This is a genomic window from Paraburkholderia sp. MM5477-R1, from assembly GCF_050436385.1.
Lineage (GTDB): Bacteria > Pseudomonadota > Gammaproteobacteria > Burkholderiales > Burkholderiaceae > Paraburkholderia > Paraburkholderia tuberum.
The window spans coordinates 226,272-252,001 of sequence record NZ_JBNDMC010000004.1 but is presented as its reverse complement, the minus strand read 5'-3'; the positions used below and the strand labels follow the sequence as shown (position 1 = coordinate 252,001).

The 25,730-nt window shown below is 58.6% G+C and carries 29 protein-coding genes and 2 pseudogenes; 14 read left to right on the top strand and 17 right to left on the bottom strand.

Going from position 1 to position 25,730, the window contains the following annotated elements; genetic code table 11:
* Positions 1–38 precede the first annotated feature (38 nt).
* A complete protein-coding gene (locus OKW35_RS11590) occupies positions 39–1,031 on the top strand; it encodes an IS5 family transposase (protein WP_429552031.1) in 993 nt (330 codons plus the stop codon).
* Between the two features lie 176 nt (positions 1,032–1,207).
* On the opposite strand, the gene OKW35_RS11585 is transcribed toward OKW35_RS11590, so the two are convergent.
* The 6 genes from OKW35_RS11585 to phaP (OKW35_RS11560) form a co-directional block, all read right to left on the bottom strand.
* Positions 1,208–1,450, bottom strand: coding sequence for a hypothetical protein (locus tag OKW35_RS11585; protein ID WP_429552030.1), 243 nt, complete (start codon positions 1,448–1,450; stop codon positions 1,208–1,210).
* Between the two features lie 26 nt (positions 1,451–1,476).
* The gene (locus OKW35_RS11580; protein ID WP_429552029.1) at positions 1,477–1,704 is read right to left on the bottom strand and encodes a hypothetical protein; all 228 of its coding nucleotides are present in this window, start codon (positions 1,702–1,704) and stop codon (positions 1,477–1,479) included.
* Positions 1,705–1,833: 129 nt separating this feature from the next.
* Complete coding sequence (locus OKW35_RS11575; RefSeq protein WP_429552028.1) at positions 1,834–2,064, bottom strand: hypothetical protein; 231 nt, start codon at positions 2,062–2,064, stop codon at positions 1,834–1,836.
* A gap of 171 nt (positions 2,065–2,235) precedes the next feature.
* Positions 2,236–2,508, bottom strand: coding sequence for a DUF1488 family protein (locus tag OKW35_RS11570; protein WP_429551213.1), 273 nt, complete (start codon positions 2,506–2,508; stop codon positions 2,236–2,238).
* Positions 2,509–2,845: 337 nt separating this feature from the next.
* On the bottom strand, positions 2,846–3,115 hold the full coding sequence (locus OKW35_RS11565; protein WP_090812527.1) for a hypothetical protein: 270 nt from the start codon (positions 3,113–3,115) through the stop codon (positions 2,846–2,848).
* Positions 3,116–3,816: 701 nt separating this feature from the next.
* Positions 3,817–4,392: a TIGR01841 family phasin gene (gene phaP / locus OKW35_RS11560; protein ID WP_429552143.1), complete on the bottom strand. Its 576-nt coding sequence runs from the start codon at positions 4,390–4,392 to the stop codon at positions 3,817–3,819.
* Positions 4,393–6,207: 1,815 nt separating this feature from the next.
* On the opposite strand from phaP (OKW35_RS11560), the gene OKW35_RS11555 reads away from it, so the two are divergent.
* From OKW35_RS11555 to OKW35_RS11545, 3 genes are all read left to right on the top strand, one after another.
* A complete protein-coding gene (locus OKW35_RS11555) occupies positions 6,208–6,948 on the top strand; it encodes a 3-ketoacyl-ACP reductase (RefSeq protein WP_090812524.1) in 741 nt (246 codons plus the stop codon).
* Between the two features lie 250 nt (positions 6,949–7,198).
* Complete coding sequence (locus tag OKW35_RS11550) at positions 7,199–7,402, top strand: cold-shock protein (RefSeq protein WP_090812647.1); 204 nt, start codon at positions 7,199–7,201, stop codon at positions 7,400–7,402.
* 82 nt (positions 7,403–7,484) lie between these two features.
* A complete protein-coding gene (locus tag OKW35_RS11545; RefSeq protein WP_429552027.1) occupies positions 7,485–7,820 on the top strand; it encodes a hypothetical protein in 336 nt (111 codons plus the stop codon).
* 342 nt (positions 7,821–8,162) lie between these two features.
* Here the strand turns inward: OKW35_RS11545 and hfq are convergent, their stop codons facing one another.
* Complete coding sequence (gene hfq, locus OKW35_RS11540) at positions 8,163–8,426, bottom strand: RNA chaperone Hfq (protein ID WP_429552026.1); 264 nt, start codon at positions 8,424–8,426, stop codon at positions 8,163–8,165.
* 76 nt (positions 8,427–8,502) lie between these two features.
* Positions 8,503–8,712: a hypothetical protein gene (locus OKW35_RS11535; RefSeq protein ID WP_429552025.1), complete on the bottom strand. Its 210-nt coding sequence runs from the start codon at positions 8,710–8,712 to the stop codon at positions 8,503–8,505.
* Positions 8,713–9,227: 515 nt separating this feature from the next.
* Between OKW35_RS11535 and OKW35_RS11530 the strand changes: the two genes are divergently transcribed.
* Positions 9,228–9,860: a Uma2 family endonuclease gene (locus tag OKW35_RS11530; protein ID WP_429552024.1), complete on the top strand. Its 633-nt coding sequence runs from the start codon at positions 9,228–9,230 to the stop codon at positions 9,858–9,860.
* A 1,056-nt stretch (positions 9,861–10,916) separates the two neighbouring features.
* A complete protein-coding gene (locus tag OKW35_RS11525) occupies positions 10,917–11,141 on the top strand; it encodes a dodecin family protein (protein ID WP_429552023.1) in 225 nt (74 codons plus the stop codon).
* A gap of 546 nt (positions 11,142–11,687) precedes the next feature.
* Here the strand turns inward: OKW35_RS11525 and phaP (OKW35_RS11520) are convergent.
* Positions 11,688–12,215 (bottom strand): TIGR01841 family phasin, encoded by a 528-nt coding sequence (phaP, locus tag OKW35_RS11520; protein WP_429552022.1) that lies wholly within the window; start codon positions 12,213–12,215, stop codon positions 11,688–11,690.
* A gap of 645 nt (positions 12,216–12,860) precedes the next feature.
* Complete coding sequence (locus tag OKW35_RS11515; RefSeq protein WP_429294749.1) at positions 12,861–13,064, bottom strand: cold-shock protein; 204 nt, start codon at positions 13,062–13,064, stop codon at positions 12,861–12,863.
* A 118-nt stretch (positions 13,065–13,182) separates the two neighbouring features.
* Here OKW35_RS11515 and OKW35_RS11510 point away from each other — a divergent pair, with 118 nt between their 5' ends.
* Positions 13,183–13,638 (top strand): RNA chaperone Hfq, encoded by a 456-nt coding sequence (locus tag OKW35_RS11510; protein ID WP_429552021.1) that lies wholly within the window; start codon positions 13,183–13,185, stop codon positions 13,636–13,638.
* 320 nt (positions 13,639–13,958) lie between these two features.
* Here the strand turns inward: OKW35_RS11510 and OKW35_RS11505 are convergent, their stop codons facing one another.
* Complete coding sequence (locus OKW35_RS11505; RefSeq protein WP_429552020.1) at positions 13,959–14,120, bottom strand: hypothetical protein; 162 nt, start codon at positions 14,118–14,120, stop codon at positions 13,959–13,961.
* A 175-nt stretch (positions 14,121–14,295) separates the two neighbouring features.
* Between OKW35_RS11505 and OKW35_RS11500 the strand changes: the two genes are divergently transcribed.
* Entirely contained in the window at positions 14,296–14,874 is a 579-nt protein-coding gene (locus OKW35_RS11500) for a phasin family protein (RefSeq protein ID WP_429552019.1), read from the top strand.
* Positions 14,875–15,629: 755 nt separating this feature from the next.
* Positions 15,630–16,064, top strand: a complete 435-nt coding sequence (locus OKW35_RS11495; RefSeq protein ID WP_429552018.1) for a hypothetical protein — start codon at positions 15,630–15,632, stop codon at positions 16,062–16,064.
* A gap of 53 nt (positions 16,065–16,117) precedes the next feature.
* On the opposite strand, the gene OKW35_RS11490 is transcribed toward OKW35_RS11495, so the two are convergent.
* From OKW35_RS11490 to OKW35_RS11480, 3 genes are all read right to left on the bottom strand, one after another.
* The gene (locus OKW35_RS11490; protein WP_429552017.1) at positions 16,118–16,591 is read right to left on the bottom strand and encodes a PRC-barrel domain-containing protein; all 474 of its coding nucleotides are present in this window, start codon (positions 16,589–16,591) and stop codon (positions 16,118–16,120) included.
* Positions 16,592–16,901: 310 nt separating this feature from the next.
* Positions 16,902–17,273 carry a hypothetical protein gene (locus tag OKW35_RS11485; RefSeq protein WP_429552016.1) on the bottom strand — a complete coding sequence of 124 codons (372 nt, stop codon included), beginning with the start codon at positions 17,271–17,273 and terminating at the stop codon, positions 16,902–16,904.
* A gap of 210 nt (positions 17,274–17,483) precedes the next feature.
* Entirely contained in the window at positions 17,484–17,762 is a 279-nt protein-coding gene (locus OKW35_RS11480) for a nuclear transport factor 2 family protein (RefSeq protein ID WP_429552015.1), read from the bottom strand.
* Positions 17,763–18,256: 494 nt separating this feature from the next.
* Here OKW35_RS11480 and OKW35_RS11475 point away from each other — a divergent pair.
* From OKW35_RS11475 to OKW35_RS11465, 3 genes and pseudogenes are all read left to right on the top strand, one after another.
* A pseudogene (locus OKW35_RS11475) lies at positions 18,257–18,510 on the top strand (IS6 family transposase); the annotation flags it as partial.
* Positions 18,511–19,540: 1,030 nt separating this feature from the next.
* Positions 19,541–20,794 (top strand): group II intron reverse transcriptase/maturase, encoded by a 1,254-nt coding sequence (gene ltrA, locus OKW35_RS11470; protein WP_429552014.1) that lies wholly within the window; start codon positions 19,541–19,543, stop codon positions 20,792–20,794.
* A gap of 243 nt (positions 20,795–21,037) precedes the next feature.
* Positions 21,038–21,295 carry a hypothetical protein gene (locus OKW35_RS11465; protein ID WP_429552013.1) on the top strand — a complete coding sequence of 86 codons (258 nt, stop codon included), beginning with the start codon at positions 21,038–21,040 and terminating at the stop codon, positions 21,293–21,295.
* Positions 21,296–21,303: 8 nt separating this feature from the next.
* Here OKW35_RS11465 and OKW35_RS11460 read toward each other — a convergent pair whose 3' ends face one another.
* From OKW35_RS11460 to OKW35_RS11450, 3 genes are all read right to left on the bottom strand, one after another.
* Positions 21,304–23,376 carry a recombinase family protein gene (locus OKW35_RS11460; RefSeq protein WP_429551034.1) on the bottom strand — a complete coding sequence of 691 codons (2,073 nt, stop codon included), beginning with the start codon at positions 23,374–23,376 and terminating at the stop codon, positions 21,304–21,306.
* 136 nt (positions 23,377–23,512) lie between these two features.
* Entirely contained in the window at positions 23,513–23,845 is a 333-nt protein-coding gene (locus tag OKW35_RS11455) for a DUF6788 family protein (protein ID WP_429551033.1), read from the bottom strand.
* Between the two features lie 52 nt (positions 23,846–23,897).
* Positions 23,898–24,194: a Y4bD/Y4pK family protein gene (locus OKW35_RS11450; RefSeq protein WP_429551032.1), complete on the bottom strand. Its 297-nt coding sequence runs from the start codon at positions 24,192–24,194 to the stop codon at positions 23,898–23,900.
* A 2-nt stretch (positions 24,195–24,196) separates the two neighbouring features.
* Here OKW35_RS11450 and OKW35_RS11445 point away from each other — a divergent pair, with 2 nt between their 5' ends.
* Both OKW35_RS11445 and OKW35_RS11440 read left to right on the top strand, forming a co-directional pair.
* On the top strand, positions 24,197–25,444 hold the full coding sequence (locus OKW35_RS11445) for a reverse transcriptase domain-containing protein (RefSeq protein WP_429552012.1): 1,248 nt from the start codon (positions 24,197–24,199) through the stop codon (positions 25,442–25,444).
* Positions 25,386–25,582: pseudogene (locus OKW35_RS11440) on the top strand (PLP-dependent aminotransferase family protein); the annotation flags it as partial. The gene OKW35_RS11445 and the pseudogene OKW35_RS11440, both read left to right, overlap by 59 nt.
* Positions 25,583–25,730: the final 148 nt, after the last annotated feature.

Below are 25,730 nucleotides of genomic sequence, written 5' to 3'. Positions count from 1 at the left end.
GGCGTTGTAGAAGAAATTCACGGGACGGGCGATCGACGATGAAGCGGCAGATCAGCTTTGCGGAAGCGGAAAGTGCGGGCAAGAAACGTGTGACGAGAGGCCAGCGCTTTCTGGCCGAAATGGAGCGCGTCGTGCCTTGGCCGCGCTTGCTGGCGGCGATCGAGCCGCACTACCCGAAGGGCGGGCGAGGTCGGCCGCCGATCGGCCTGGAGCGTATGCTGCGCATCTACTTTCTGCAACAGTGGTACGGTCTGTCGGACGAAGGTCTGGAAGATGCGTTGTATGACAGCATCGCGCTGCGCGCCTTCGCCGGTATCGACCTGGCGGTCGAGAATGTGCCGGATGCGACCACCTTGCTGAAGTTCCGTCGCCTGCTGGTCGAGCATGATCTGACGCGCAAGTTGTTCGACGAGATCGGCATCTCGCTGTGCGAGCGCGGGCTGATGATGAAGGAAGGTACGCTGGTCGACGCGACGATCATCGAAGCGCCACCGTCGACCAGGAACGCCGGGAAGAGCCGCGACCCGGAGATGCATCAGACGAAGAAGGGAAACGAATGGCACTTTGGGATGAAGGCCCACATCGGTGTCGACGCCGATTCGGGGCTGGTGCATACCGTGGTTGGCACGTCGGCCAACGTGTCGGATGTGTCGCAGGCCCATGCCCTGCTGCACGGACATGAGCAAGAAGCGTTCGGCGACGCGGGCTACATCGGCGTGGACAAACGCGACGAAATGAAGGGCAAGCCGGTGAAGTGGCGCGTGGCGGCCAAGCGCGGAAAGATCAAGGCGATGCAGGACGGTCCGCTGAAGGACCTGGTGGTTGCGGTCGAGCGAACCAAGGCGCAGATTCGCGCGCGGGTCGAGCATCCGTTTCATATTGTCAAGAACCTGTTCCATCATCGCAAGGTGCGCTACAAGGGGCTGGCCAAGAACACGGCGCAACTGTTCAGTCTGTTCGCCTTGGCGAACCTGGTGATTGCGCGAAATCTATTGCAGCCGGTTCATGGGGGCAATCCGTCAAGTGTGTGAAAGATGCGATAAGTGAGGCTCGCTCCAGAGCCAAATTCACCGAAACCGATCCTCATTTACTTCGTCATCCAGAAAAATTCCGCGCCATCCCATCTGCAAGCTCGGCAGCCCGGTCAATTAATCAGCGTTTCCTTAGCGCATTCATAGATAGTCACTATGGGTCCGTTCGCCGGTCTCTAGAGTCGCTCGTTCCGAGTGAACGACGGTTTCGGCACCACCTCCCCGTCAATACGAGCCTTGGCGTACGCGATGGCGAATTTTAGCGCGGCCTTCTCCGAGGCAAAATAGGCGAGTATGCCGAATGCGCTGCGCTTTCCGGTCGGGCTGGTGACAAACGCGCTTGCCGCATACCCTGGCACCGACATCGAGGCGAGAGGCACGATGACGTGTTCTTTGTGATGGATTGGCTTGGACTCCATGCCGTGCCTCGGGTATATGCGATGTGTCAGTCTAAAACGTCGCAGCGCTTCGTTATGTTCGGAATGTTACGTTCGCGGGCAATCCCGACCGTCAATGAATTGGATTTCTGTTGCCCGGAAACGCCCAGGCCGGACCACAATAATTTCCGCGCCATCTCGACAGCGGCATCGTGTCCGAATGGGCACAGGCGAGCCATCTTGTCTCTGGACAACATCTGAAGAAACCCGTCTTGCACAGAGGGTGGAAGGGCCATCAGGAACTCCAGCTTAATGGGTGTGAACAGTCGATGGTAATGCGGCTGCGGCATTCCATCAGGGCGAGTGCGGGAAAATGCTAATGTCTAGCGACTGCCGCCTCACAAAGCTGACTCGCGAGATTGCCGTCAGGGTGAGGTCAGGTCTGTTTTCTCGAGCAGCGCATCGAAGGCTTCCCGCGCGTCCATCAGTTCCTGCATGGCCGCCGCGAATCTGGCCAATGCCAAGGTCGATGGTTGCTCATGTGGGTCTCCTGCGTAGTGCGCTTCCAGCCGTAGTGACGCGGCTTGTACTTCTCGCGCGGCGGTCACCACGCGCTCGAGGGCATGTGCCTCCGCCGAGACCTTTTTTTCTTTCATCGTCGTTGTTTCCTGGGGACCGGGCGCGACCACCGTCCGGACGCTTCGGTTGGCGTTTGGCGTGGCTTCCCTGAGGCTGCCTGCATTGGAAGCACGCAATGCGTCGACTCTAAAAGATGCGTCGGATTTAATCGGTGCGAGACGTCATAGATGGTTGCCGCTGGAGCCGCGTCATCGGTCCGCAAAGTCTGCTGCCGACAATACTATCGGGGCGCCGGTCTTCTTGAGCATTCTTCTTTCGACGGCTGCCGTTATGCGCTGGTGTCCGTCAGCAAATGCTTTCAATGTGCGCGCCTCGTTAGCACCGGCCGGTAACCAGAAATGCCGTTCGAGCGCGTCGCGGGTGATTGAGCATTGCACCGACTGGTTGCGAAAAGATGCAACGAAAGCAACGACTTTTCCGTCTGAAGAAACGCACGTTTCCGCGGTGAAGGTGTCGTCCATAGTTGCATAGATTCCTTATTGACCGAACGCAGGGTTGCCGCCGAAAGCACCCGCTGGCTTACCCGGTCAATAATAAATCAGATGGCCCCCGGGGTTGACCGCTGTCGAGCCCTATCGTTAAGCGGAAGCGTCACCGCAGCCCATAGAGTAACCGGGCGCAGTGCAGTCGGGATGGTTCGCAGCGGCGCCTGTCCCGAACGATAGCCCGAGACTTTTTTCCCTTGTAGTTGCATCTGCAACCAACTCGCGACTTCGATGGCGTGGTGCAATAGAAACTCCGAAGTGGCTATCGATGAGGCGAGTTCCGCCTAAATGTGCGAGCCCTCCGCGGGTTTGCCTAACTCATCGCCTGTTCCGGACTGGAGACGGATATTTCAGGCGGGAATGCATCGATGCTTTCCAGCAGTCTCTGCAGTCGTTGTTGCTGGTTCGGTGAAAGTCCCTGCGTCGCAAGTGCCTGAAGCACGCGCCTGCGCCAGTAAGTTCTGGTGAATAGAGACTCCGCTCCTTCCGCACCCAGCACCTGCTCGAGATGGTCAGTCGCGGGGTCGATATTACGGAATGTGTAGGGACTCACGCCCGTCGGGTTTCTGTCAGTGAAGGTCATTGCGTGCGCTCTGATTTACCTGCTTTTACTTTCCCGCGTGTGTCCGAAAAAACGGTCGCGCCCAACTTTACTGATATGAAAAATACGAAAAATAGGTCGGGATTTTGAAATCAAGCAATACAGCAAACAGACTGCTGCGATGACCCAATCACACGGCGCTAGCGCCAGCACATACGCCTGCCGCGCGGGTCTCGGGCGGGGAAGACGTGCCATGTGCCGTCATCGTGCCGGAAGAAAAAAAGCGCAACCGAACCTTCCGGTCGCTGTACCTCGACACGTGCGTAACGCCTGCGGCTGGCGCCTGTGCGACTGAATCGGATTACCCGAACCGGCGTCGCCGCAGTTGGCGTCAGCCATTTTTCAACCAGCGAACGCAGGGACCTTTCTGCCGTGTTCATCCGCTCCTCCTTCAGTTTCGTTACCGTCGGCTCGGCGTTGCCCCGTGGCACTCACCTCGATGTGCCTGCGGCCTCGAAGAAAGTGGTCACTTCGCGTGATGGATGCCGGACAAAATCAAACGAAGCTACGGCAGGCGACCTGCGCAACGGCGCTTGAAAATTTCTGGCGCAGGAGACGAGTTCCGCGACCGCGTGCGAGGCGCACCGGGCGCCTCGCACCGCCACAGGCGGCCACCCCGCAAACAAGGCGGGCGGGGTGCTCGCCTGAACGATTTGACAGTAGTGAGCTACGACAAAACGCTATTACTTCTCACTGGTTTCGACCGGTGCTGCAAGCTGTCGAGTCCGCTTTGCCGTGGTCGACGCCGCCGCGCTGATATTGCTCTCCGCAGTCTCTACCGCCTGCTTTGCGGCCTTCCTCGCAGCTTCATACGTCGTGTTCGCCGTCTCGCTTGCCGTGGTGATGAAGGTCTTCCACGCAGCCACGGCGTTTTCGCTTCCTGCCGGCGCGTTCTTCGCGATGCTGTCGACAAATGCCTGTGCATCGTGCTGGAACTGCTTGATTTTTGCTTCGGCGACGGCGGCGAATTCGGCTTGAGTGCTGGAGATAATTTCGTAAACGTGGCGCCAGTATGACTGTGCTTTTTCTATGGCGGGTTGAGCCTGGCCTGCCTGTTGAGCAAAAAACTCCTGCGGCGCTCCGGCCGAAAACGCCTTGACCAGGATTTCCTGATTTTCGGCGAGGCCTGATTTGACCGCTTGCACGTTCAACCCGACCAGCTTTTCGATGGCGTCAAATGATTTGGTCAGGATGCCAAATGTTGTGTCAACACCAGCTTTCTGCGCAGCGACGATTTGTTCCGGGGGAATACTGCTCATCATTAACTCCATAGAGGATGCGGGACCAGCGTCCCAAGGTTCCGATGCACGGAATCGCGAGCTATCAGCCACCAAAAGCCACAACGTCGAGCAATTGATGCGATGCAGCAAAATCATTCTAGAGCGGCTCGGGCGAATGTCAATGACCTTTCGGCACGCATCAGGCGCGACCTAGGAGGTCGACGCCGAAAGCCTTACTGGCATTGGCGAAGATGAATTTAAGTAGAAACCCCAGCAGTCAAACGGTACAGACTTCCCACATATCGGTGTTTACGATGACTTGTGCAGCGCCGCAGAAAATTTGTACAGTCATGCTCGTTCCGACGTTGTGCGGAGTTGTTTCCGCTCGCGCGTTCAGTTGCTGGTCGCGACGCGGTACCTACCCGGTTCGCCAGAAGGCTGGTGCACGGCTTCATGCTTCAATGGTGGAGGCATCGAGGAAGCTAAAGGGCGAGACCGCAGCGTCCGCACCCGGCGTGAAAGCGTCATCGGCCCCATCGCCTTAACGGCGCCCTGTTTGGGCAAGGGGGGGACAGTGCTGGCATCGAGCTTCAACGGACGGGTGATTGCCATCGTGAGGGCGGTTCGCCACGTTTCGTAAGCGGAAAAGTCCGGCTCACCGCTTGATGTTGCGTTCGGATTTTCCAGGAACTGTTTTTCGCTTGACGCCGATGTTTGTTCCGGTAAATCATTGTGCTACCAGACGGGACAGCATTTCGGAGTACTGACAAGGTGATGTAGGTGCGCCACATTGAGTCACGAGGTTGTCATGACGAACCAGTAACGTCACTCGACGCCGCGGACAAACCGGCGCTGAAATCTATAAAAGAATAAAGCTGAGAGACCTGAGCGATGAATCGGCATCTACAAAATATTGGCCACCTCGAGCGTAGCGTCGAGGACGACCGCCTCAGGCGCGCGTTGGCCGCACGGCTTGACAGGGCATTCAAACGGGCCCGAATCAGCTCAGCCCACGCAGCGAAGAGGTTAGGCGTGAGTGAAGACGACGTGCAGTATTGGCGCAGCGGCATCACAGTGCCTCCGCTGAACGCCTGTACGCGTCTCGCCGCTGCTCTTAATCTGGATATTCACTGGCTCTGCACCGGGCAGACTCACGTCGTCTAGCGAGCATACTCGCGCGCAGCAAGTCAGGCAGTCCTCCCGTCGGTCTGGATGCCTCTTGCTGCTCCCTTCCTGCTCGGCGTCCCGTCTGCACGAACGCCGCCTGCGGGTAGTGCAGTCCGCCCAGGATTTACCGTTGAGTCGGGTAGCGCTTTGAAAGCTGGCAAACACAACCTCGCATCCGCTAAGGCGCGGTGCCTCGGGCATTACCAGAGGGACCTGGCGCGAACTGCCTCGCTCATTTCGAGCACGCTGTGCGCGGAAAGCATGGCGGCAGCGATAAGGGAAACCGTTCTCCTGTTTGAGGCATCTCGCGGACGCGACGACCTGGAGCCGTTCGCGCGCGCACTTCTTGATAGGTTGGGAAAGCGTGGGAAGCCTGAAGCAGTGAAGGTGCTTCTCGACTTCATCGAGCGTGGCCGCTTGCCAGAGGCGCCACCCACTGCGCCCTGCGGCCCCATCTCTGCTCGCAGGCCCCGAAAGCGGCCAGAGCTTGCACTCCCGGAACGCCAGGACGCAGAGGGCGGACTGAGCAGAAGAGTGAAAATCTCTGGCGCGATGCCGCTGGACACGGGAGCGTCGCTCTTCGCACTGGAAAAGCAGTCATACCGAAGCCGCCACGTCGGTGTCCCGAGTGACTTAACGAGGAAAACTATTCTATTCCCTAACCGTAACAGCAACTGAGGGCAGAGCATGTCAAAGCGAATCGCTTACGTAACCGGGGGTATGGGTGGAATTGGTACTGCGATATGTCAGCGGCTTTACAAGGACGGGCTAACTGTCGTGGCCGGATGTGGACCGAACTCGCCGCGACGGGAACGGTGGTTGGCCGAGCAGGCTGAGCTTGGGTTCTCCTTCACGGCTTCAGAGGGCAATGTCAGCGACTGGGAGTCGACAGAGGCCGCTTTCGCGAAAGTGAAGAAAGCGGTCGGTGAGATTGACGTGCTGGTGAATAACGCCGGCATTACGCGGGACGGGACGTTTCGCAAGATGTCCAGGGAGAACTGGAACGATGTCATTGACACGAACTTGACAAGCCTCTTCAACGTGACCAAGCAGGTCATCGAGGGGATGGTCAGCAGGGAGTGGGGGCGAATCATCAATATCTCATCCGTGAACGGTCAGAAAGGACAGTTCGGCCAAACGAACTACGCCACAGCGAAGGCTGGCATTCACGGCTTTACGATGTCGCTCGCGCAGGAGGTAGCGACAAAGGGCATCACGGTGAATACGGTCTCACCAGGCTATATCGGAACCGACATGGTTCGGGCGGTGCGCCCCGAAGTGCTGGACGCAATCATTCAGGGCATTCCGGTGCGCCGTATTGGGGAGGCGTCGGAAATTGCGTCAATTGTCTCGTGGCTTGCCGGCGATGAATCCGGCTTTGCGACCGGTGCTGATTTTTCGCTCAACGGTGGGCTTCATATGGGTTGAGGCCTCTTTGGACGCGTGGTCCGCGCAGGTCGCTAGAGGTCCCGGCCTGCGTTTTTGACAAGGTGACGACGAGATTCAAGCCGCTTTGCGGCACGCACATTGATGGCTCAATACAGGACCAGTCGCGTCACATTAACGACCGATGTGACGCGCAGAAACGGTGTCAGCGTGGTAAGCCTCTTCCTCCTGATTCGCTGCGCTGTGAAATCCAGCAAACGAAAATGCGGCATTAAACTTTCGTGGAATGAATATGGCAACCGGGGCAGTAAAATGGTTTAACGACGCCAAGGGCTTCGGCTTTATCACGCCGGACGACGGCGGAGAAGACCTGTTCGCCCATTTCTCTGAGGTTCAGGGCAGCGGCTTCAAATCATTGCAGGAGAATCAGAAGGTAAGCTTCGAAGTGAAGCAGGGACCGAAGGGCAAGCAGGCTGCCAACATCAAGCCGCTGTAACAAGCCCGACACTCGTCGCGATGAATGGGCCCGTAATGCGGCCCATTTCGCAAAACAGACGGACAACCAACCGGAGACCGGCATGTGCGATGTGCCGCATATCGAACCCTCGTCCTACCAGGGTACCCGCAAGACGTTGCGCTTTCTTGCACGCGACGCCCGAAATCCTGGCGCAGCCCTGGTTTACTGGCTGGGGGTGACGGAGCCCTCTGCGGAACCCAGCTTTTTCAACGCCATGCAAACATACGGACCGTTGATGCAGCTGGTTCTACCCGACGAACGTCCAGGCGTCTTCGTGAAACGGGACGCCGTTCAAAAAGTCCAGGATTGTGGAGTTGTAAAGCGACTCGTTTTCATGGACGAGTCATCGCTCGACGTTCGATATTGCGGCCCGTGCCGCGACCTCTTCAACGAGTGAATGACGCTGGCGTGCCTCTGTGGTCGCGGGAGACGGATAGCGTCCGTGAATAACGGCAACGGAACGGTGATGCGACTTCGCAGCTAGCGGCGCCATTGTTCCAGGCGAGCCTTCGCTGCACGGCTGGACATGACCATCAAGCGCAAAAGTTACTTCCAGTCGGGTGGCCAGGTCGCTCGGCGTACTGGAACGCTACGTGACCCTTTGGCGCGCCGGAGTTATCGTTCCGAAGAGTACGGATTGTGCGCGCCTGTCTGACCTTCCCGACGTGGACGTCGCCTGACTATGCGCAGGTCAAGCGTAGACCACAGCATGTCATGACAGTTCTCATCGGATCCGAACTCACAAGTTGTTCGGCTTGTCCCGATTCACCGCCGCGCCGGAACCGCGTGCCGGGCCCCTGCCATTGACCGGCATCACGGTCGAAATGGCATGTTTGTAAACAAGTTGCACGCCTGGGCCAGACTCCAACAGCACTGCAAGCTGGTCAAAGCCGGCCAGTTGGCCAATCAGTCTGATACCGCTCACGAGGAACACGTTTACGGTGGTCTTGTCCTTTGCGAGCGTCTGCAGAAAATCGTCCTGTACGCATGGAGGTGCGGTCATGTTCTGGGTCAAAGCGATAGGTTCTTTGATTGTACCGGCGATACCTGAAGCCGCGAGCCAGTCCAGAGGAAGTGTGTTACCGCGACTCGAGGGCGTCGAGGCATGCCTGCTCCGTATCGTTCGGATGCAGATGGCGGTATGCGTCGAACAATTGTGAGCACAGGGTTGCCAATGCAGTGAGATTCACAGCCTGGTCTGCATACTCGACCTCGCCTGCGTTAAGGATGTCGTCGAGGACGGGAGCCAGGCGACGCAGTTGCCGGAAAGTGGCGGCGTCAAGTTTCATATTGGAACTCCTCAGCGGGCAGAACTCACCCTAAGCTGACTGCCTCAAGGCGCTGTCCGGCCCCGCAAACTTGCGGGCGTCCCCACCAGTTCAGTTAAGCACCCGCTTCGGCCTCCGACGGACACGAATCTCCGTTGACGGCTCATATGACTCGCGGTGCTGGACGTCGTGTGGCAAGGCGGCCTCGGGGGTGCCTTCGTTGCTGCCAATCGCATTGTATTCCGGGTCGCGACCGCCCTCAGCGCTGCGCAGGTGCGGGCGCGGTTGACGCCACCCGGCTCTCATCGGTTTCCTCCTGCGGCAGTGCACAGCGAACCTGAGAAGCTACTTGAATACCAGACTGCAAGGCTCCCTAGGAGCAAGGGAACTGACAGCCCCTGTGTCGGCTGCCGGCACTCGATAACGGCTGCTGGCCGAGCTGTAATTGTGCACTGCACAGTACGAATGAAGTGTTACACGTTGTTAAACCACAGGGAGAGGGTATACGCTTTAGCAGAATGCCCTGCGAGACAACCATGGACACGCCCATCCTGCTGGACCGCAACGGATTGCTTGCCGCATGGCATCGTCTTGTCACGACGGCGCAACATGCCGCGCGCGACCGGTACGAGTTAAACGGGTTCGGCGAGGTGGTGGCGAATGGTTGCCCGTCGGGGAGGCGCCAGCTGACCTTCACAGACATTTACTGTCAGCTGGCCGAACAGATGGGGCACCTTGCCGCCATGGCAGTGCCCGTGGTGACGCCATCGTTTGGTATCAGGGTCCCAGACGTGGTATGGATGGCGCCCGAAAAATGGGAGGGTCTTGACGGTGATACCCCCGTGCCGTTTGTACCCGACCTTTGCGTAGAAGTGCTGCTCGATAGTGACCGGCAGCGCGAGATGCGCTGTAGGGTCGCGTCGTACCTGGAAGGCGGCGCCAATGAGGTGATTGTGGTCAGACAGGATGGGGGACTTGAATTTTGGGGAGCTGAGGGCCGACGCCAGGCTTCCGTGTTCGCGATATCACTCTCGCTCGAGCCCCTCTATTGCCAGGTCAGTGCCGTCGGCAGCCCGGTTTACGATGATTTACACCATCGAATTGCGGAAATGAACTCGACTCGGGATGTCAGACATGACTTGCAGCAGTGGGAGGCAGGCCAACGCTAATGCGCCGCTGCTGAATCGCGCGACATCGGCGCAGTCATAAGCCGTGTGCGTCAACTCATCTTGATGTCGGCCCGGGTACTTGTCGCAACCGCGCGGGCGCAGAAGTGACGGGCCGCTATGGGACGTATTGTTGCTGAGCCCGCCCCTATAGGCCGGTTGACAAAGGCGATTCATAATCTGCTCAATATCTCGCTACGGAGCGGTTGTTCTGCTCTTTCGGGTCGTGGCCATGCTTGCCTCGTAAAATAATGCCTCAAGTGCAGCAAAGCCTATTCTACGAGGAACAGGCGATTGCCTGAGCGCGAGCTTGACCACAGCGGCTACCCTGCAGGCGTCTACGGGCAGCGGTTGAGATGCGTGAGGCCTCCCCATGCTGTTCACGCGCGTGCTGTCCAACAGCTAAAAGTTATCGCTTGACTCGCGCGTTCCGCCCCGCACCGCACGCCGCCGAATTCCGCCTGCTCCGATAGCGGAACGATGCGGTGCAGCAGCGGCTCTATGAACAACAACGGCTCGGCGTGGTGCCCCCAATCTACTCCGCTTCTGCACAAGCTAACGTGGAATCGGTGAACGTCTGCGCGCTCCCTCGCATGCGCAACGCTTCACTGGCAGACATAGATTTCACCGGCTCCGGGAAGATTGCGATGCTGCTCGCCGGCGACCCCTCCTTTTCTATGGACCACGACAGTGAGAAACGGCGTTCTGTTCCGTTAAACGATGGACTTTGGACTTCCGCTATCTGCACCACAATGCCGTATCCGCGATACCGGCAACGCGACTGGGTCCCTGTGGCTGCCTCCTTTGTGCGCCGCTGTAGGGGCACGACGCCGCAACGACCGTTCGAGAAAGTCCGTGCACGTTAGCGCCCGGCCGCCAGGCGTGTCGACGTTTTGGTGTGCAATCGAACATGGCTCCCCCTTGGAAATTGGCCCGCATCCTGGCGGGACTCTGGCAGCGCGCGTTGCCACTTCAAGCGACGCGTGGCTCGCAGGACGGCCTATGATGAAATCATTGAGGTGCGGAAGACATGCCTCCTAACCCAGAGGAGCGAGAATCATGGCCAAGCAAGACACCGAATCCAGCGTCTACAGCGTCACGGAAATCATCGGCACCAGCCCAACCTCCTGGGAGGATGCGGCGAAAAATGCTGTGGAAATTGCAGCGAACTCGCTGCGTGATTTGCGATTCGCCGAGGTCTGCAAGCTCGACATGAGGGTCGATAGCGGCAAGGTCGTTGAATACCGGGCGCGGGTATCTTTGTCGTTCAAGTACGAAGCATGAAACGGCGACTCCGCACCACGGCAGAGAAGAGGCTTCCGATACTGCAAGTTTGCGGCATCGAGCTTGTACGCCGGTTGCGGAGGGCGCAACTCCCAGAATGCTTATGCTAGCACTTACGCTCCGGTGGTCGAGATGCACGACGCCCTCCGCATGTAGCGCTAGCGCGCCTGCGGGGCCGTGCAGTTCAGTCTGGCGGTGTACCTGCGTGGCAGCGGGCTTCAGTCAGTCCTGCGCCCGTTGTCGCTGCGAGCTGGCGGGACGCGCTCGCCTCCAACGCACGTAAATTCGACCATGTTCGTCGCATCGCAGATAGCGCAGTCCATCCGGGCCCGGCTACTGTCGCGCCACGGTCAAAACCGCCGCTGGCCGATGCGGCAGGAGTATTCACATTGGCCGGCTGCAGCGCTACAGCCACTCGCACGTGGCGCTGCCGGGGCTCCTGTCCAGCTCACCGAGGTCCATCGATTGCCGTGTCGGGACGAACCGCGAGACGAGCGTCCGCGACTGCTTATGCGGCGCCAATCGCGCAACTCAGGGACCCGGTTGTTACGCCTTCGCGCTGACGGTCTTGTCCGCTTTGTCGATGACTTCGACAGCCTGCCTGGCTGCCGACTTCGCATTCTCGTAGGTCGCATTTCCGGCGTCACGCGCAGCGCCGAAGCCCGTCTTCCACAGCGATACCAATGCTTCACTGCCCGCCGGCGCGTTCCTGAAGAGGTTCTCGAAGAATGCCTGGGATTGCCGAACGTACTCATCAATCTGCTTCTCGCTGGTCGCGAGAATTTCGCTGCCCGCCTCGGACATGATTTCGTTCACATGCCGCCAGTAGGCCTGAAGCTTCTCGTTCGATGCCTGTGTCTGACGCGATTGCAAGGTGAAGAAAGCCTCGGGTGACGTAACCGAAACGGCCTCCGTCGCAACCGCCTGGTTCTCGGCCAAACTGGCCCTGGTGGCTTCGACATTCAGTTGGACCAGCTTTTCAAAACCTTTGAAACCGGTTTCGAAAAGACTGTAAAGCGCTGCTGCACGTGCTTTCTGTGCTGCAACAAACTGTTCTTTGGAGGGTCCCGGCACTCCACGGCGCGAGGTGAAAGCGGCTACCCGGACTCTCCGCTGACTTGTACTGCAACGCACTATTCATCCATGCAGTGTCACAAATTAGCCTTGGCGGCGGACGTCTGTCAACCCGGAAGCCCTTTGCACTGGCGGCCTAGTGTGGTTCTAAACGCCTGTCGTCAGTACAGGCCACGCTTTGCGCTAAGTAGGTATTTTCCCGCAAGACAGCCGCCAATGACGGCGCCAATGGGCCGGCCAGCGGTGCGGGTTAACGAAAATGAAGCCGCCAGTCCGGCAACAGCGGGCTACAACTCCGGAAGAGCCCGGTGATCCATGTACCGCAATGCGCAAAAAAAGCCGCAGACATCGCTGCGGCCGAAACACACACGCAACGCATTGGGGGCGCTGACGTGTCAACAATCGTATAGGCCCTGGCCCAAGAAGCAATCGGGTATATCGTCTGGATATTGGCCGCCAGCGCTTGGAGCCTTGTCGTCACGACTTCGCGCATGCTACTCGTAAACCACTGTTGCAAAGGCGCCAGGGAGTCATGGCGGTGACATCTTGCGGTATCTGTTATCGATGCCGGAAGCGGCGATGCTGGTGAAAGCAGATGGCCCGCATGAGCGGGCCATCCGGTTCAAACCATTCGAGGACCCGCGCCTACAGCGGCTGAATGTTCGATGCCTGCTTGCCCTTCGGGCCTTGTTTCACTTCGAAGCTCACCTTCTGGCTCTCTTGCAGCGATTTGAAGCCGCTTCCCTGGACTTCAGAGAAATGTGCGAACAGGTCTTCTCCGCCATCATCTGGCGTAATGAATCCGAAGCCCTTCGCGTCGTTGAACCACTTGACTGTACCTGTTGCCATTTTGCTGAATCTTCCAAAGAGACGTGTTGTGTTGGACGCCGGTCAGCTGGACGGCTGACTCGAGCCATTCCGGTTTTATCACAGCGGATTGACGGCCGACAACCAGGGGCATCGGCACATGGAGACTTCAATCAATTTTCGTTGCCTCCGCAACATGTTCATGCTGACGGCGAACCGAAGGAGCGAAGGTGGCCGCGAGGAGGCCGCTGACTGGCCTGTTGCCGACCCCGCAGGGAACCCGGCGAGATCTGTTCGGCGGCTAACCCATCCTGCCGTTAGAGCACGCTACGATAGCGAATCCGCATCACCTACACTGGGAAAGAGTATGTCGAATCACGCCTCTGTTCAGGACGACTTCCTGCAGGCACTCGCGAGCGGAAAGACGCTTTCGAGCATATACATGGTGAACGGAATCAGGCTAACCGGCCTGGTTGAAACGTCCGACCGGTTAGTCGTCGTCCTTGTGCCCCCGACTGGTCGCCAGATTGTATTCAAGCACGCCATCTCTACGGTGATGCCCGGCGTGCCGGAACGAAGCTCACGGTCGCCCGTGCGACCGGGCGCCGGGAGATAGCGGTGCAGATGCAGTGAACAAAGTCCTATGGGTAACGACGGCGGAGCGCCGCGTTGCGTGCGGAAATGCCACCGGCCTAATCATCGACCCGCCTTTCGCCGACGACGCCATCAGATAGCCTATCCATCGCGAGCGAAGAAGCTTCGAGGTTGTTTCGTCTTCTTCCGCTGTCAGCTCTGGCGGGCGTAACCCCGCCTCATCTAACGCTTCACGCCCACGGCACGGCGTATCGCAGCAGTGATACTTTGCCTGGTACGCCAGTAGCCTTCCCACGGGTCGGCGTTCAGCGTGCGCTGCCGGCCGACCGCCTTTCTCATCGTTCAGGGGGCGCCGGGCTCGACGCTTTTCAGTTCCTCCCATGAGACGGGCATTGATACGGCCATTCCCGAAGGCGCACGCACAGAGAACGGCGCGACGGTGCTCGCGCCGCGACTGTTGCGCAGATAGTCAGGGAAGCTGTCTCGCCGTGCATCGTCGTGCATGACTGAGGCCTTGTATGGCGCGCCGCTGTATGCAACGCAAAGCACAAGCTGACGTTGCACGCGTTGCCGGGACCAAGCCTTGCTACACCTCTGATTCCTGCCCTGTGGCGTGTGGTTCAGATTCCTTCAAGTGGCTCCACGGACCACGCGCCACGTTACCCACATGGAGGTTGCAATGAGCAGTCTTTCCGGCGAACAGGCGGTTGCTTCGCAGAGAGCCAGCTTCGAAACCCTGTCCGATGCGTGGGCCCAGGCATTCGGCTGCATCGAAAAGCTGACTGAGCTGAACCTGCGGGCGGCTAAATCGACGCTCTCCGAAAATCAGGCAATCATCAGCACGGCGTTGTCAACCAAAGACCCGCAGGAGCTGTTCGCATTGCAGGCAAAGCGGGCGCAAGCCGTCATGGAAGAAGCACAGTCGTACTGGCGGCATTTGTACAACATCATGTTCAACGCCCAAGCCGACCTGGCCAAGAGCGCTGAGGCCCAATTCAAGCGGCAACAGCGGAATACCCAAGCGCTTGTCGACACGGTCGCAAACAATGCACCGGCGGGAAGCGAAGCCGCTGTGAGTGCGTTGCAATCAGCTGTTACGGCGGCCAGTGAGGCGACGAGCGCAACGACTGAAACCAGCAAGAAGGCCGCCGAAGAAGCACGCGAAATTGCCGAAAACAACGGTGCGGCAGCAGCTTCCGCCTCAAACAGGGCGACCAGACAGGCCGTTGAACAAGCCAAAGCTGCCACAAAAAAATAGGTATTGGTTGACATGTAAATGCTGCAAACGGTTTGACTCTCGTGCCTTCGACCTCGCTATTACATCGGAACGTCGCGACGAGCGGCGCAGGCACCGCGTTTGGGCGTGAGGGTCCCGGGCCCGTTGGCGGCTTCAGTCGAACGGTATGCGAGTGGATGCAAGCGCATCGTGAGCGCCCCTTGGCAAGGCAATGCGCAGGCGTCAGTTGACGTATGCCTGTCGGCCAGGCGTGTGGCTTTGGAACGCTTGAGTCGTATGCATGGAAACTTGAACCTACGGTTCTTGGGGGGAGGCCGTAGCGGCGACGCTGCGACCTTACCCGTTCCCGGCGAGTGTTGTATGTGCGCGAGTCACCCCCTATGAATCGCTATCAAGCAAGGCTCTTTTAATACGGCCACGGACGAGGTGTCAATAATGGGCTCCGGCACTATCGCGCCGCGTCTGCGGGCTTCTGTTCCTCCGGGCTGGTGGCTATGGGGGTCTCCGGTTGCGTTGGAGGTGACTGAGGCGAGCAAGGAGTATTCCGCAATTCTGTCTCCGCTCGAGATGTGTCGCCCAGGCCGGTTGCCAGTCGCTCCAGATGAACTGACGTCCTGCAGCCTCTGCCCAGTAGGGTCGTTATTGAAATGTTATAAATCGGGGCTGACGAGCCCACACGGGCGAGACCTCAGGCGGCACGGGGACTGCGAAAGAAATGGGGCGGCGTCGCACCAGCCTGGTTGCGACAAGCCGCTTTGCATTCAAGGGAGACGGTCATGCGAGTTGCCAAAAAAGGAGTCATGTTGTCGATGCTGGTTTTGGGTTTGTCGGGCGCTACCTATGCGATGGGAGCCGGCGGTGGCGGTGAGGGTGGTGCGGGCAGTGCCGGCCAGGGCGGTACCGGAATGGGCACGCCGAACGCGAGTGGCGCGACGGACACGATGTCTGGCGCGTCCGGCTCGAACACGATGGGTCACTCTGGCAGCAAGTCGAAAAAGCAGATGCAGAAAAAAGGGGCGATGGACTCGCCGGCCTCCAGTAGTGAAATGAAAAAACCTACTAGACGTGAGTTCTGGCAGTACGCCCACCATGGCGCTTTCGCCGTCTTCGCGGCGAACGCGATACAGATTGCAGTGGCGATTATTCGCGCGCGTCTGGTGGTTAAAGAAAGCAATGCGCCTATACCACCGAAGCAAGCCATAGTGGCATAGGCGCTGGAGCGGCAGAGAAGCCCTCCGCCCTGGGGACCGCTTACCGATAGTGTTCAATGCTCGCTCGGCCGGACATTAGGGTCAGTTTCCATCATTTCCTGTCTTGCTGACCAGTACGGCTGCCGGTTGTAGTAGCTGTACGTTGACTCTCCCCATTTCGCATCTGCCATGGCGGGCCAGTGGTCCTTGTCGAAGCCCGGGTCGTCCTTGAGGCGCTGTGCCGTGATGTCGACGAAGAAACACTTCTGGTCCGTATCGAGGGTCAGCGCACTCCATGGGATGGCATGCAGGTTGGACCCCATCCCAAGAAAACCGCCTTCAGACAGCACCGCATAGGCGATGCGTCCGTTGCGGACATCAAGCATGATGTCTGAAATCTTTCCCACGTGTTCGCCGTCTGAAGACATCACCTTGGTCCCGTCGAGCGTCGCGGCAGCCATGACGTCTGGTCCCGGTCCTTCGCCAACACCATCGCCCACGATATTCGCTCCGCCTCGGGCAGCACCTTGCGGGTTGATTGAGCCCATGATTCACCTCCATCGAAAATGGTGCTCCTGGAACGCGCAAGCCGCGTGCCCACGCTGACGGACGAAACATGACTTCGGCAAGACCAGTCGCTCGTAAATCGGAACCAGTAATGTAAGCAGGCCCATAACGCGACAGACTTAATTGTCGCTCGACAGACTCAATTATTTCCTATCACATCCTTCGGGACAGTCACCGCATTGTGGCCCAGCACACCATTTGGAGTACTGAACGTGCTGCCATAAGGAGTCGTGGAGCGTACCGGGGGCAACTGAACTGCCGTCCCATCTCGGGCTGACCAAAGCGGGATTCTCATTTTTTGATGTACACGACATACAGCACGAGCTCGCCGTCTCCCACATTCTTGAATGTGTATGCCGGGCTGGCATCAAGGGCCCTTACATCGCCAGTCTGGTACTGGCCATCCTCTTTTCTGCCGTTGGCGTAAATACGCTGGAATTTGCCCCCCTTGATAGCGCGCACGACCCGAAACGGGCGAGCAATGCTCGGACTTTCCGCTCCGGGCTTGAAAGAGTTCTCGGCTACTTTCACTCTTTCATTATCGACAAACACTTTCTGTTCCATTTTCGGCGCTCCAGTCTCCTGCGCCCGGACTGTACCGCTGCCGAATACCAGCGCAAAAGCTGATAACAGTCCGACGACAGTGTTCCTTGTTGCCTTCATTTGCTCCTCCTTTATTCTTCGACCGGTTCAGTAAGGCAAACGTGCATCGCGGCGCCGGAACCACTGACCACACGCGCCAGGCCCACCGACTCGAAACGCAAGACATACCAATTCAGCGGAATGCGAAGCCTCCCTCGATATTGGCGGGGCTTCAATCGAAGAGTAGAAGGTTCGAACTAAAACGCAAACGAATTTGGGCCCCTCAGCGGCTCAGAAATCAGAGACTGCGCTCGTTGCTCTCATAAAGCCAAGGGCGATGACGTGGTCGCCCGCGTCGATGATTTCACGCGGCTCGAACGCGGTGACATCGTCGCTCTCTGCCATTGCTTTGAAGCAATCTGCTACCTGTTGTTTCGTGCGACATTCCCTCGGGTACGGCAGCGACGCGGGCGCTACAGTGCGCCACTCGACCGCGTCGGCGAGGACATCAAGTATCGAGGCGATGTCGCCACGCTGAGAGGCATCATAGACACCTTTGACAAGCGACACATTTGAGCTCGTTACTGGCTCCTCGGCTAGGTCAAATTCGATGGCGGCAGACAAGGCGGACTGTTCTCTGCATGTTTTTGGACCAAAGCGAGAAGTTCGAGGCGCAGCCCGTCACCACGTTTGGCTGCAAGAGCGTGAAGGGAAAGAAATGGCAACATGTTTGAAACTCCAGTCAATGGAAGATACTCGAGCGATATTGATGAATTGGCGTGTTGGTCATCTGCGAGATAACGGAATCACCAATATTGGGCATCACCCTCCGGGGGGCAGCGCCAAGCGCGGGTGGCTTTCTACTCAGCGCCGACTGAACGTTCACCGACTAGGGAAAGGCGCTCTACGAACCTAGGCAACTTGCTCGGCATAGGGAAGACCATAGCCGTGCTCTCGATTTCCGGCCGTACATCGGCACCGCCGTAGCAGCCTCGATGGTATTGTCAAGTTGGCGCGGGGGTCGACGAATATAATGGGGCATGAAGAAAGCTTCCGCCTCCGTTTTGCCGTCGGCCGAGGCGCCGATTTCGTTCAAAGGGCTATCGATTTCCGCCGGACATCATCAGCTACGCGGTGTGGCGGTCTACCGGTTCCCGCTCGCCTGCGCATGGTTGAGGAGCTGCTGGCGGCACGGGGAATCGAGCTTACGTACGAAACGGTGCGGTGCTGGGCGACGAAGTTCGGTCTGGCGGTCGCGAAGCGTATCCGTTCGACAGCGCCGGGTCGCGGCGACAAGTGGCACCTGGATGAGGGTGTGTCACGAACACAAGCGAAAGCTTGTGGTGCTGTACTGAAGATGGGAGTTGGCCTCCCGGAGTCGGCTTGCAGGAGCAGGCTCCAAACCGCCCGGTGCTGCTGCGTTCAAAAGGCGCGGTGGTGAGCGACCGCGGAAAAGTCATCCATCAGGGTGGCAGGTACGTGTTGAGAAGATGAGCGAAAGCAAACCGTTCGATGACGCGTCGTTAAGGTGTTAAAGCGCTGTCAAAACTGGAGTCGCTTCGTCGCTCCAGGATCAGTCAGGACGAGACCTGCTTACGGACCTGATGGCAGTCGGCGTAAAGGTGGCATGAGCTCAACACAGGCTTTGGTACGGAACGTGAGAACCTTGTCCTGAATGTGAAGGGAAATGACATTGCGCCAGGAGAAGCCTGGGAAAGGGGAAAGTGAAAACGGAAACCTTTCATTGGAATCCAGAGGGTTCGACTCCCTCCCGGCAAAGGCTAGCCACCAGCCGGAAGCAAATCTTGCATGGGGTACGGTAACGTACTTCGTGAAGCGTAGATAGCAGATGCTGAAGCCGCGTGATTGAGTCTCGAAATACCTTTGTTGCTGGTGTCTCCGCCTTTGTTATAGCGGGGGCATTACTGTGCTGACCGTTACGGTGAGGTCAGTCGGGCCGGCCGGGATCTGAGAGCGGGGCAAAGGCATAGGATGGATTCCCCAGGAACCTGGGAGATCCTGCGTACGACCAGTTCAAGATGCCGAAGGCAACAGGCGATAAACGGGCCAGGCCCAAGCGGAAGTCTCCACCGCATGGGAGCGAACGAGGAGAGAAGGACTGGGGCGAAGAAGCGAATCCATAAGCAACTTCGTGTTCGGCGCAGGAAGTCTTAGCGCCTTGATAGTACTGTCGACGCTGGGGAACACCGCTCGGGTGGACCCAGTCGAGGGAAGCGAGGTGTCGTTGCAACAGAATCGCTCGTGAGAAACACGGAGGTGCCTTGAAACCTGAAAGCGTGTCAACGAAACAGGAGCGAATAGCCGAATTGGCAAGGATGAACCCGGCCATGGCATTCACCTCCCTGAATCAGCATCTCGATTATGATTGGCTGTATTACGCGTATGCATGTACGCGTAAAGACGGTGCAGTCGGTGTGGACGGTCAGACCGCGGAAGATTATGCGACTAACCTGGAGCAGAATCTGCTGGGCCTGATCGACCGCATCAAGTCTGGTCGCTACCAGGCGCCGCCAGTCCGAAGGCACTACATCGCCAAAAGCGATGGCGGGCAACGCGGTCTCGGCATACCCTGCTTCGAGGACAAGGTAGCGCAAAGAGCCATTTCGATGCTGCTAGAGCCGATCTACGAGCGGGACTTCATGGACTGCTCATACGGATTTCGGCCTGGACGCAATGCGCATCAGGCGATACAGGCGGTGCGTAACGGGATCATGAAACATGGGGGGCGATGGGTGCGGGACGTTGATATTCGTAAATACTTCGACAGCATTCCGTTCGCCGAACTGCGGTCAATCCTCGCCAAACGAGTCACGGATGGCGTCGTCAGAAGGATGATCGACAAGTGGCTGAAAGCTGGCGTACTGGAAGAGGGGAATCTGCTTTACCCCGACGCCGGTACACCCCAGGGTGGGGTGCTTTCGCCGATCCTCAGTAATGTTTACCTTCACCATGTGCTGGATGTGTGGTTCGCCGAGCAGGTGCAACCGCGCTTGCGCGGTCCGAGCACGCTGGTTCGCTATTGCGATGACTTTGTCATGCTGTTCGCCTACAAGGACGACGCAGACCGTGTGCTGACGGTGCTCGGGAAACGACTGGGCAAGTACGGGCTGCAACTGCACCCGGATAAAACCCGTATGGTGGATTTCCGTCACCGGCCCACACGTCAGCAGACAGAAGAAGGTGGCAAACCGCTCGCAACAGTCTTCAACTTTCTTGGGTTCACCCATATCTGGGCGCGCTCGCGATGGGGCAAGACCGTTGTGCAACAACTGACGGCGAAAGACCGATTTGCGCGGGCGCTCCAGGCAATCAATGAGCAGTGCCGCCGTATGCGGCACTGGTGCGTGCGAGACCAGCACCAACGGCTGAGCCGGATGCTCAGGGGGCACTTCGCGTACTTTGGTATCGCTGGCAATAGCCGTCGTCTTGGCTGTATGGTCTTCGAGGCCAGGCGACGGTGGCACAAGTGGCTGAAGCGGCGTTCGCGAGAACGCTCCCTCACCTGGGCTGCCTTCAATCAGATTCTTGTGATCTTCCCGCTGCCGAAACCTCGCATCAGGCATCGGCCTGCTACGCCGTGAGCGAACCTGTGCAATGAAGAACCGGATGCCTTAATTGGGCTCGTCCGGGTCTGTGAGGGACGAGGGGGGGTAACCTCCTCGTCTACTCGGAAATGGCAGACACCATAAGGAAGAATACCGATGCCGCAACGAGGGGCGGAGCTGCCCGTAGTAGTGCTGAAGCCCTTGTAATGAGGGTGGAGCGAAGGGGTGGCGTTATCCGGTTGACGAAGGTCACCAACCTGCATGGTGGGGATGAGTGACATGACCTCAACGAAACCGTATTGCATTGCGAAGCGCACGGTGTGGGAAGCGTATCAGCTGGTGAGGGCCAACCGGGGTGCTGCAGGCGTGGACGATGAAACGATCGCCATGTTCGAGCAGCACCTGTCGGGCAATCTGTACAAGTTGTGGAACCGGATGTCGTCGGGCTCGTATTTCCCGCCACCGGTGAAGCAGGTTGAGATACCGAAAGCCAAGGGTGGTACCAGAAAGCTGGGCGTGCCGACGGTGATTTCATAATGCACCTCTCACAGTTGAGTGTTGGAATGATGCGGCTGCAGATGCCCTGAAGTGCGCACCCAATCCCGCAGTTGTTGCTCCTTGGCGGTATCGAGCGTGATCCACCACGGCCCCCGCCCATCGAGCTTGCGGGCCGGGACTACCTGGCGCTCAATCCAGTAATAGACGACGTGTGGACTGACATGCAGCCGATGAGCGAGTTGCTGTACCGTGAGCTCGTCCGGCCGCTTGAAGCAGGTTACTTCAATTCGATACCGGTAGCGGATCCATTTGACCATCTCAAGCGTGAACGATTTGCCAGTGGAACTGCGCAAGCCTTCCTGATTGAGGTGCGCCACGATTTGCCGGTCAGGCAGATGCTGCGATAGTTCGCGTACCTGTTCGACGAACGCGGCGGGGTAACGCATCGCGTCGGCAGCCGGCGTGGGCAAGTCCACGGTGATATCAGTACACGCGCTGCCCTGCCAGCGGATATGCAGCACCGCTTGTCTCGTGGCGGACCGTCTCTCGACCGTGATGTCCCGGATGAGCAGTCGCAACATGCGCTTGCGATCCTTCGCTGATGTGGTCGGCGCCCGCCAGAGGCGCGGCAGATTGCGCGCCAGCGCGAGAACCTGGGCTTTCTGTTCGGACGTCGCGACGAGTGCCTTCTGGCTCTGGAACCGGGCGGATTCCGTCCTGATCGCCTCAAGGTGAAGCATCGCGTCATTCCAGCGCCGTTCGAGGGTACCCGCGACCAGACGATTGGCCGGATCGCATTCCTGATAGCGACGTTCAGCGAGTGCGACCTCATACTCGGCGCGTTCGATGCGCATGTGCCACTGGCGCATGATGGCATGATCGCGTTGCTCGAGTTCGCTCAGGGCGGTCACGGCGAGCTCGAGTTCGGCTGGTTGCAGGGCGGTGAATATAGCCTCGCCAATTGCGTTGTCAAGTAGTTCGCTGCGCATGCTCATGCAATCTGTGGTCGCCAGCCCCTCGCGGCGACGGGCACTGCATAAGTACAATGGATAAAGGCCGCCGTTACCCTGGTAGCGAACGGTCAACGCCCGACCACAGCCGCCGCATATCAGCAGCCCCTGAAGCAGCGCCAATCCTTCACGCGCCGCACCACTGAGCACGGTACCTTCGCCGTTGGTCCTGTTGTGCGCCAGGTGTTCCTGGTTGCGCTCAAATTCCTCCGGGGTGATATATCCATCATGATGGTCTGGCAGATGAACGCGCCACTCTGCCTTTGGAACCGGCTGTACGTGCTTATGGACCTCTCCCTGTGGTGTGATGCGCTGACGATACTGGTATCGTCCAAAAACATAGATGCCGGCATAGGAAGGATTCCGTATCAAACCGAGAACGCGTCCGTGACTCAAGCGCCCCCAGATGAGTCGACCTGCCCAGGCACCTCCATAGGCACGCTTGGGAAAGCGCAGGCCCTCTTCGGCAAAGCGCTTGACAACCGCGTACGCGCTGCCGGTCTCCTGAAACAGACGGAATGCGAGCTGCACGGCACCGCGTACCTCGTCATCGGGATCCAGGACGATGCGGCCGTCATCGCCGTAGCACAAGCCGACGGGCAGTGGAAAGCGCAACTCACCCTTCTTCGCCTTGTTGAGTTTGCCGCCCTGGAGGCGGCCGCGCAAGAAGTGCAGTTCGGCCTGTGCCATCGTACCTTTGAGACCAAGTATCAGGCCGTCGTTGAAGTCGCCCGCGTCGTAGCAGCCATCGGCGTCGATCACGAGCGTATGGGTGAGCGCGCACAGCTCGAGCAGGCGATGCCAGTCCAGATTCGAGCGTGCCAGGCGAGAAACCTCCAGTGCGAATACAGCACCCACGTTCCCCATCGAGACGTCCGCTACGAGGGTCTTGAAGTCTTCGCGGCCCGTCATCTGCGCCCCCGACTGGCCGAGATCGCGGTCCAGGACCCGGATCGCCGTCTCCGGCCAACCCAGTGCCAGCGCCTTGTCGCGCAACGCGTATTGACGCTCGGTGCTCTCCTGATGGTGCCGTACCTGGGCCAGCGTACTTTGGCGGATATAGATGTACGCCGGTTTGCTCTGATGTTGGGGGGTGATCTTGGTGTTCATCGAAGGCCTCCTCGGTCAGCTCCAGCGCGGGCTCGGCGGTGAGCCAGGCCTCGAGCATGTTGGCGACGAGTACGCCGGCCGATTGCGGATCGATGAAGTTGGCGAGCGACAGCGACGACTGGCTCACCGGCGCCCCTCAGAGCGCCTCGCGGCGGCGCAATAGTTCGCGGTTGATCTCGCAGATCTCCTCGATGATCTCGCGAACGCGGTGATAGTTCGCCAGGTGATCGGCGACGTCGGTGTAATCGGCTTGCGGCACGTAGTCCATTTGCGGCCGGCGGCCGGGAAAGCTCACGGACAGGTAGTACTTGGGACCGTGACCGGGGCCGTCTGCACACTTGCAGCCCGGTTTGCCGCAGCGCTTGTAGCGCTCGATGAGCGAGCCGCGCAAGAGCGTCTCTAACGCTGGCATTTGCTTCAGCAATTGCGCTCGGCGTCTGCGCAAAATGGACGACGGAATATCTTCCATGGGCGGACCACGTTAAAAACTGGTCTGATAATAGGACAAGGAGATGCATTGATCAAGCTCCTTTGTTCGATGACTTCCTGGATCGGGCAAGCTGGTCGATCAACGTGACCAGTTCCACCAACATGCCAAGATCGAAGCAGCATACGGGTGCGATGGCGTCGTCGTGGACAGACGGTGTGCCCCAGTCGGTCCATTCGCGCGCAATGCTAAAGCTGCCGCGATCTATATCGCGCAGAATCAGTGTCTCGGTGCCTGCGACGCGGCGGGCCTTCAGCACGGAAAAGCGTTGGCCCCTAAGGGGATGAAACGGATGACGGATCTCAGCCCATCCCAAATGCTCGTTGAGCACTTGTGCAGTTCGCGTTGACCGTCCCCACCGTGTCAGATCGAGTGGCCCAGACGGTTGTCAAGCTCATGATCGAGCCGATACTCGAGCCGATATTCCATAAAGATTCTTATGGGTACCGGCCCGGGAGGTCGGCGAAACAGGCGGTTGCGGTAACGCGTGAGCGTTGCTGGAAATACGACTGGGTTGTTGAGTTTGACATCAAGGCGGCATTCGATCAGATTGATCATGGCCTCCTGCTCAAGGCGGTGCGTAGGCACATCAAGGTGGACTGGATCCTGCTGTATATCGAGCGGTGGCTGACTGCGCCGTTCGAGACTGCGGACGGAGCGAGACCGCCACGGGTGCGCGGTACACCCCAGGGCGGAGTGGTCAGCCCGATGCTGATGAATCTGTTCATGCACTATGCGCTTGACACATGGATGCAGCGACACCTCCCGCAATGTCCCTTTGCGCGTTATGCCGATGATGCGGTGGTCCACTGCCGCAGTGAGGCGCAGGCGCAGGAGGTCATGCATGCCATTGCCTCGCGGCTGGCGGAATGCGGGTTGGAGATGCATCCCGAAAAGTCAGGCATCGTGTATTGCAGGGACCGAAGCCGTACTCAAGCCTACCCGAATGTGACCTTCTCATTTCTGGGTTTCCTGTTTCGTCCGCGAAGGGTGATGACCAGGTCTGGGCAGCTCTCAACGAGCTTTCTGCCCGGCGTGAGTCGTGATGCCCTGAAACGGATGAGACAGACAGTGCGGGGGTGGCGGCTACCTCGTCAGACGTTCAGGTCACTGGACGCTGAATTTAACGTTTGCGACGTTAAGGCGAGGAAAGATTCCGGGCAATTTTGTCCGGTTGACAAGGACGGTGAATTGGGGGTGATGAGGCGGCGGGCAGGGGGCGTGTCCACGAACTCGGCACGTTCGATTCCGCTGGGATCGTTTGGACAATGTCTGCTGGTTTTTCAGGCTGCCTGTGCTTCGGCATCCGAACTGAAATGGAAAATACGACTGGACCGCGCGAGGCACGCTTCGAGTGACAGCGAGGATGCACGCCGCGGCTCACTGTCGCTTCCGATAAGGCAGAAACCAGGTCAATTTTTTCGGTCAATGTTCCGGGACACTAACTTTAAATGTGGTTTGGCTGAACTACTGAGCATGGAGGGGCCGCGAGTGCACGAATCGCCAATAGTGAAGAGCAGCGGTGATCGAGCAATGGCGGGAAGCCAAGCGCGCGGTGCGCGGCGTGGAATCGAAATATAAGCGGCTGGTCAGGACGATCGCCAGCGACATCGGGAGCCAGTCGTTGCCGGCGGGCGTGCGCGCTTGCTGTCACAGCGCGATGTCGTCGCGGAACTGGCGATCAGCGTGCAGACGGTCACGAACGCTTGTGAAGAGGTTCGATATCGCCGAGTGTTCGGTGGTCGATTTTTGGGTCGCACGCATTGTTCAAACTTGCGCAACGGAGAGTGCTGTTGCATGGGGATGTGATCTGCGTACTGAAGTTGACATAAAAGGAAGTATCCCCGCACCGATTCTTTTTGCGCCT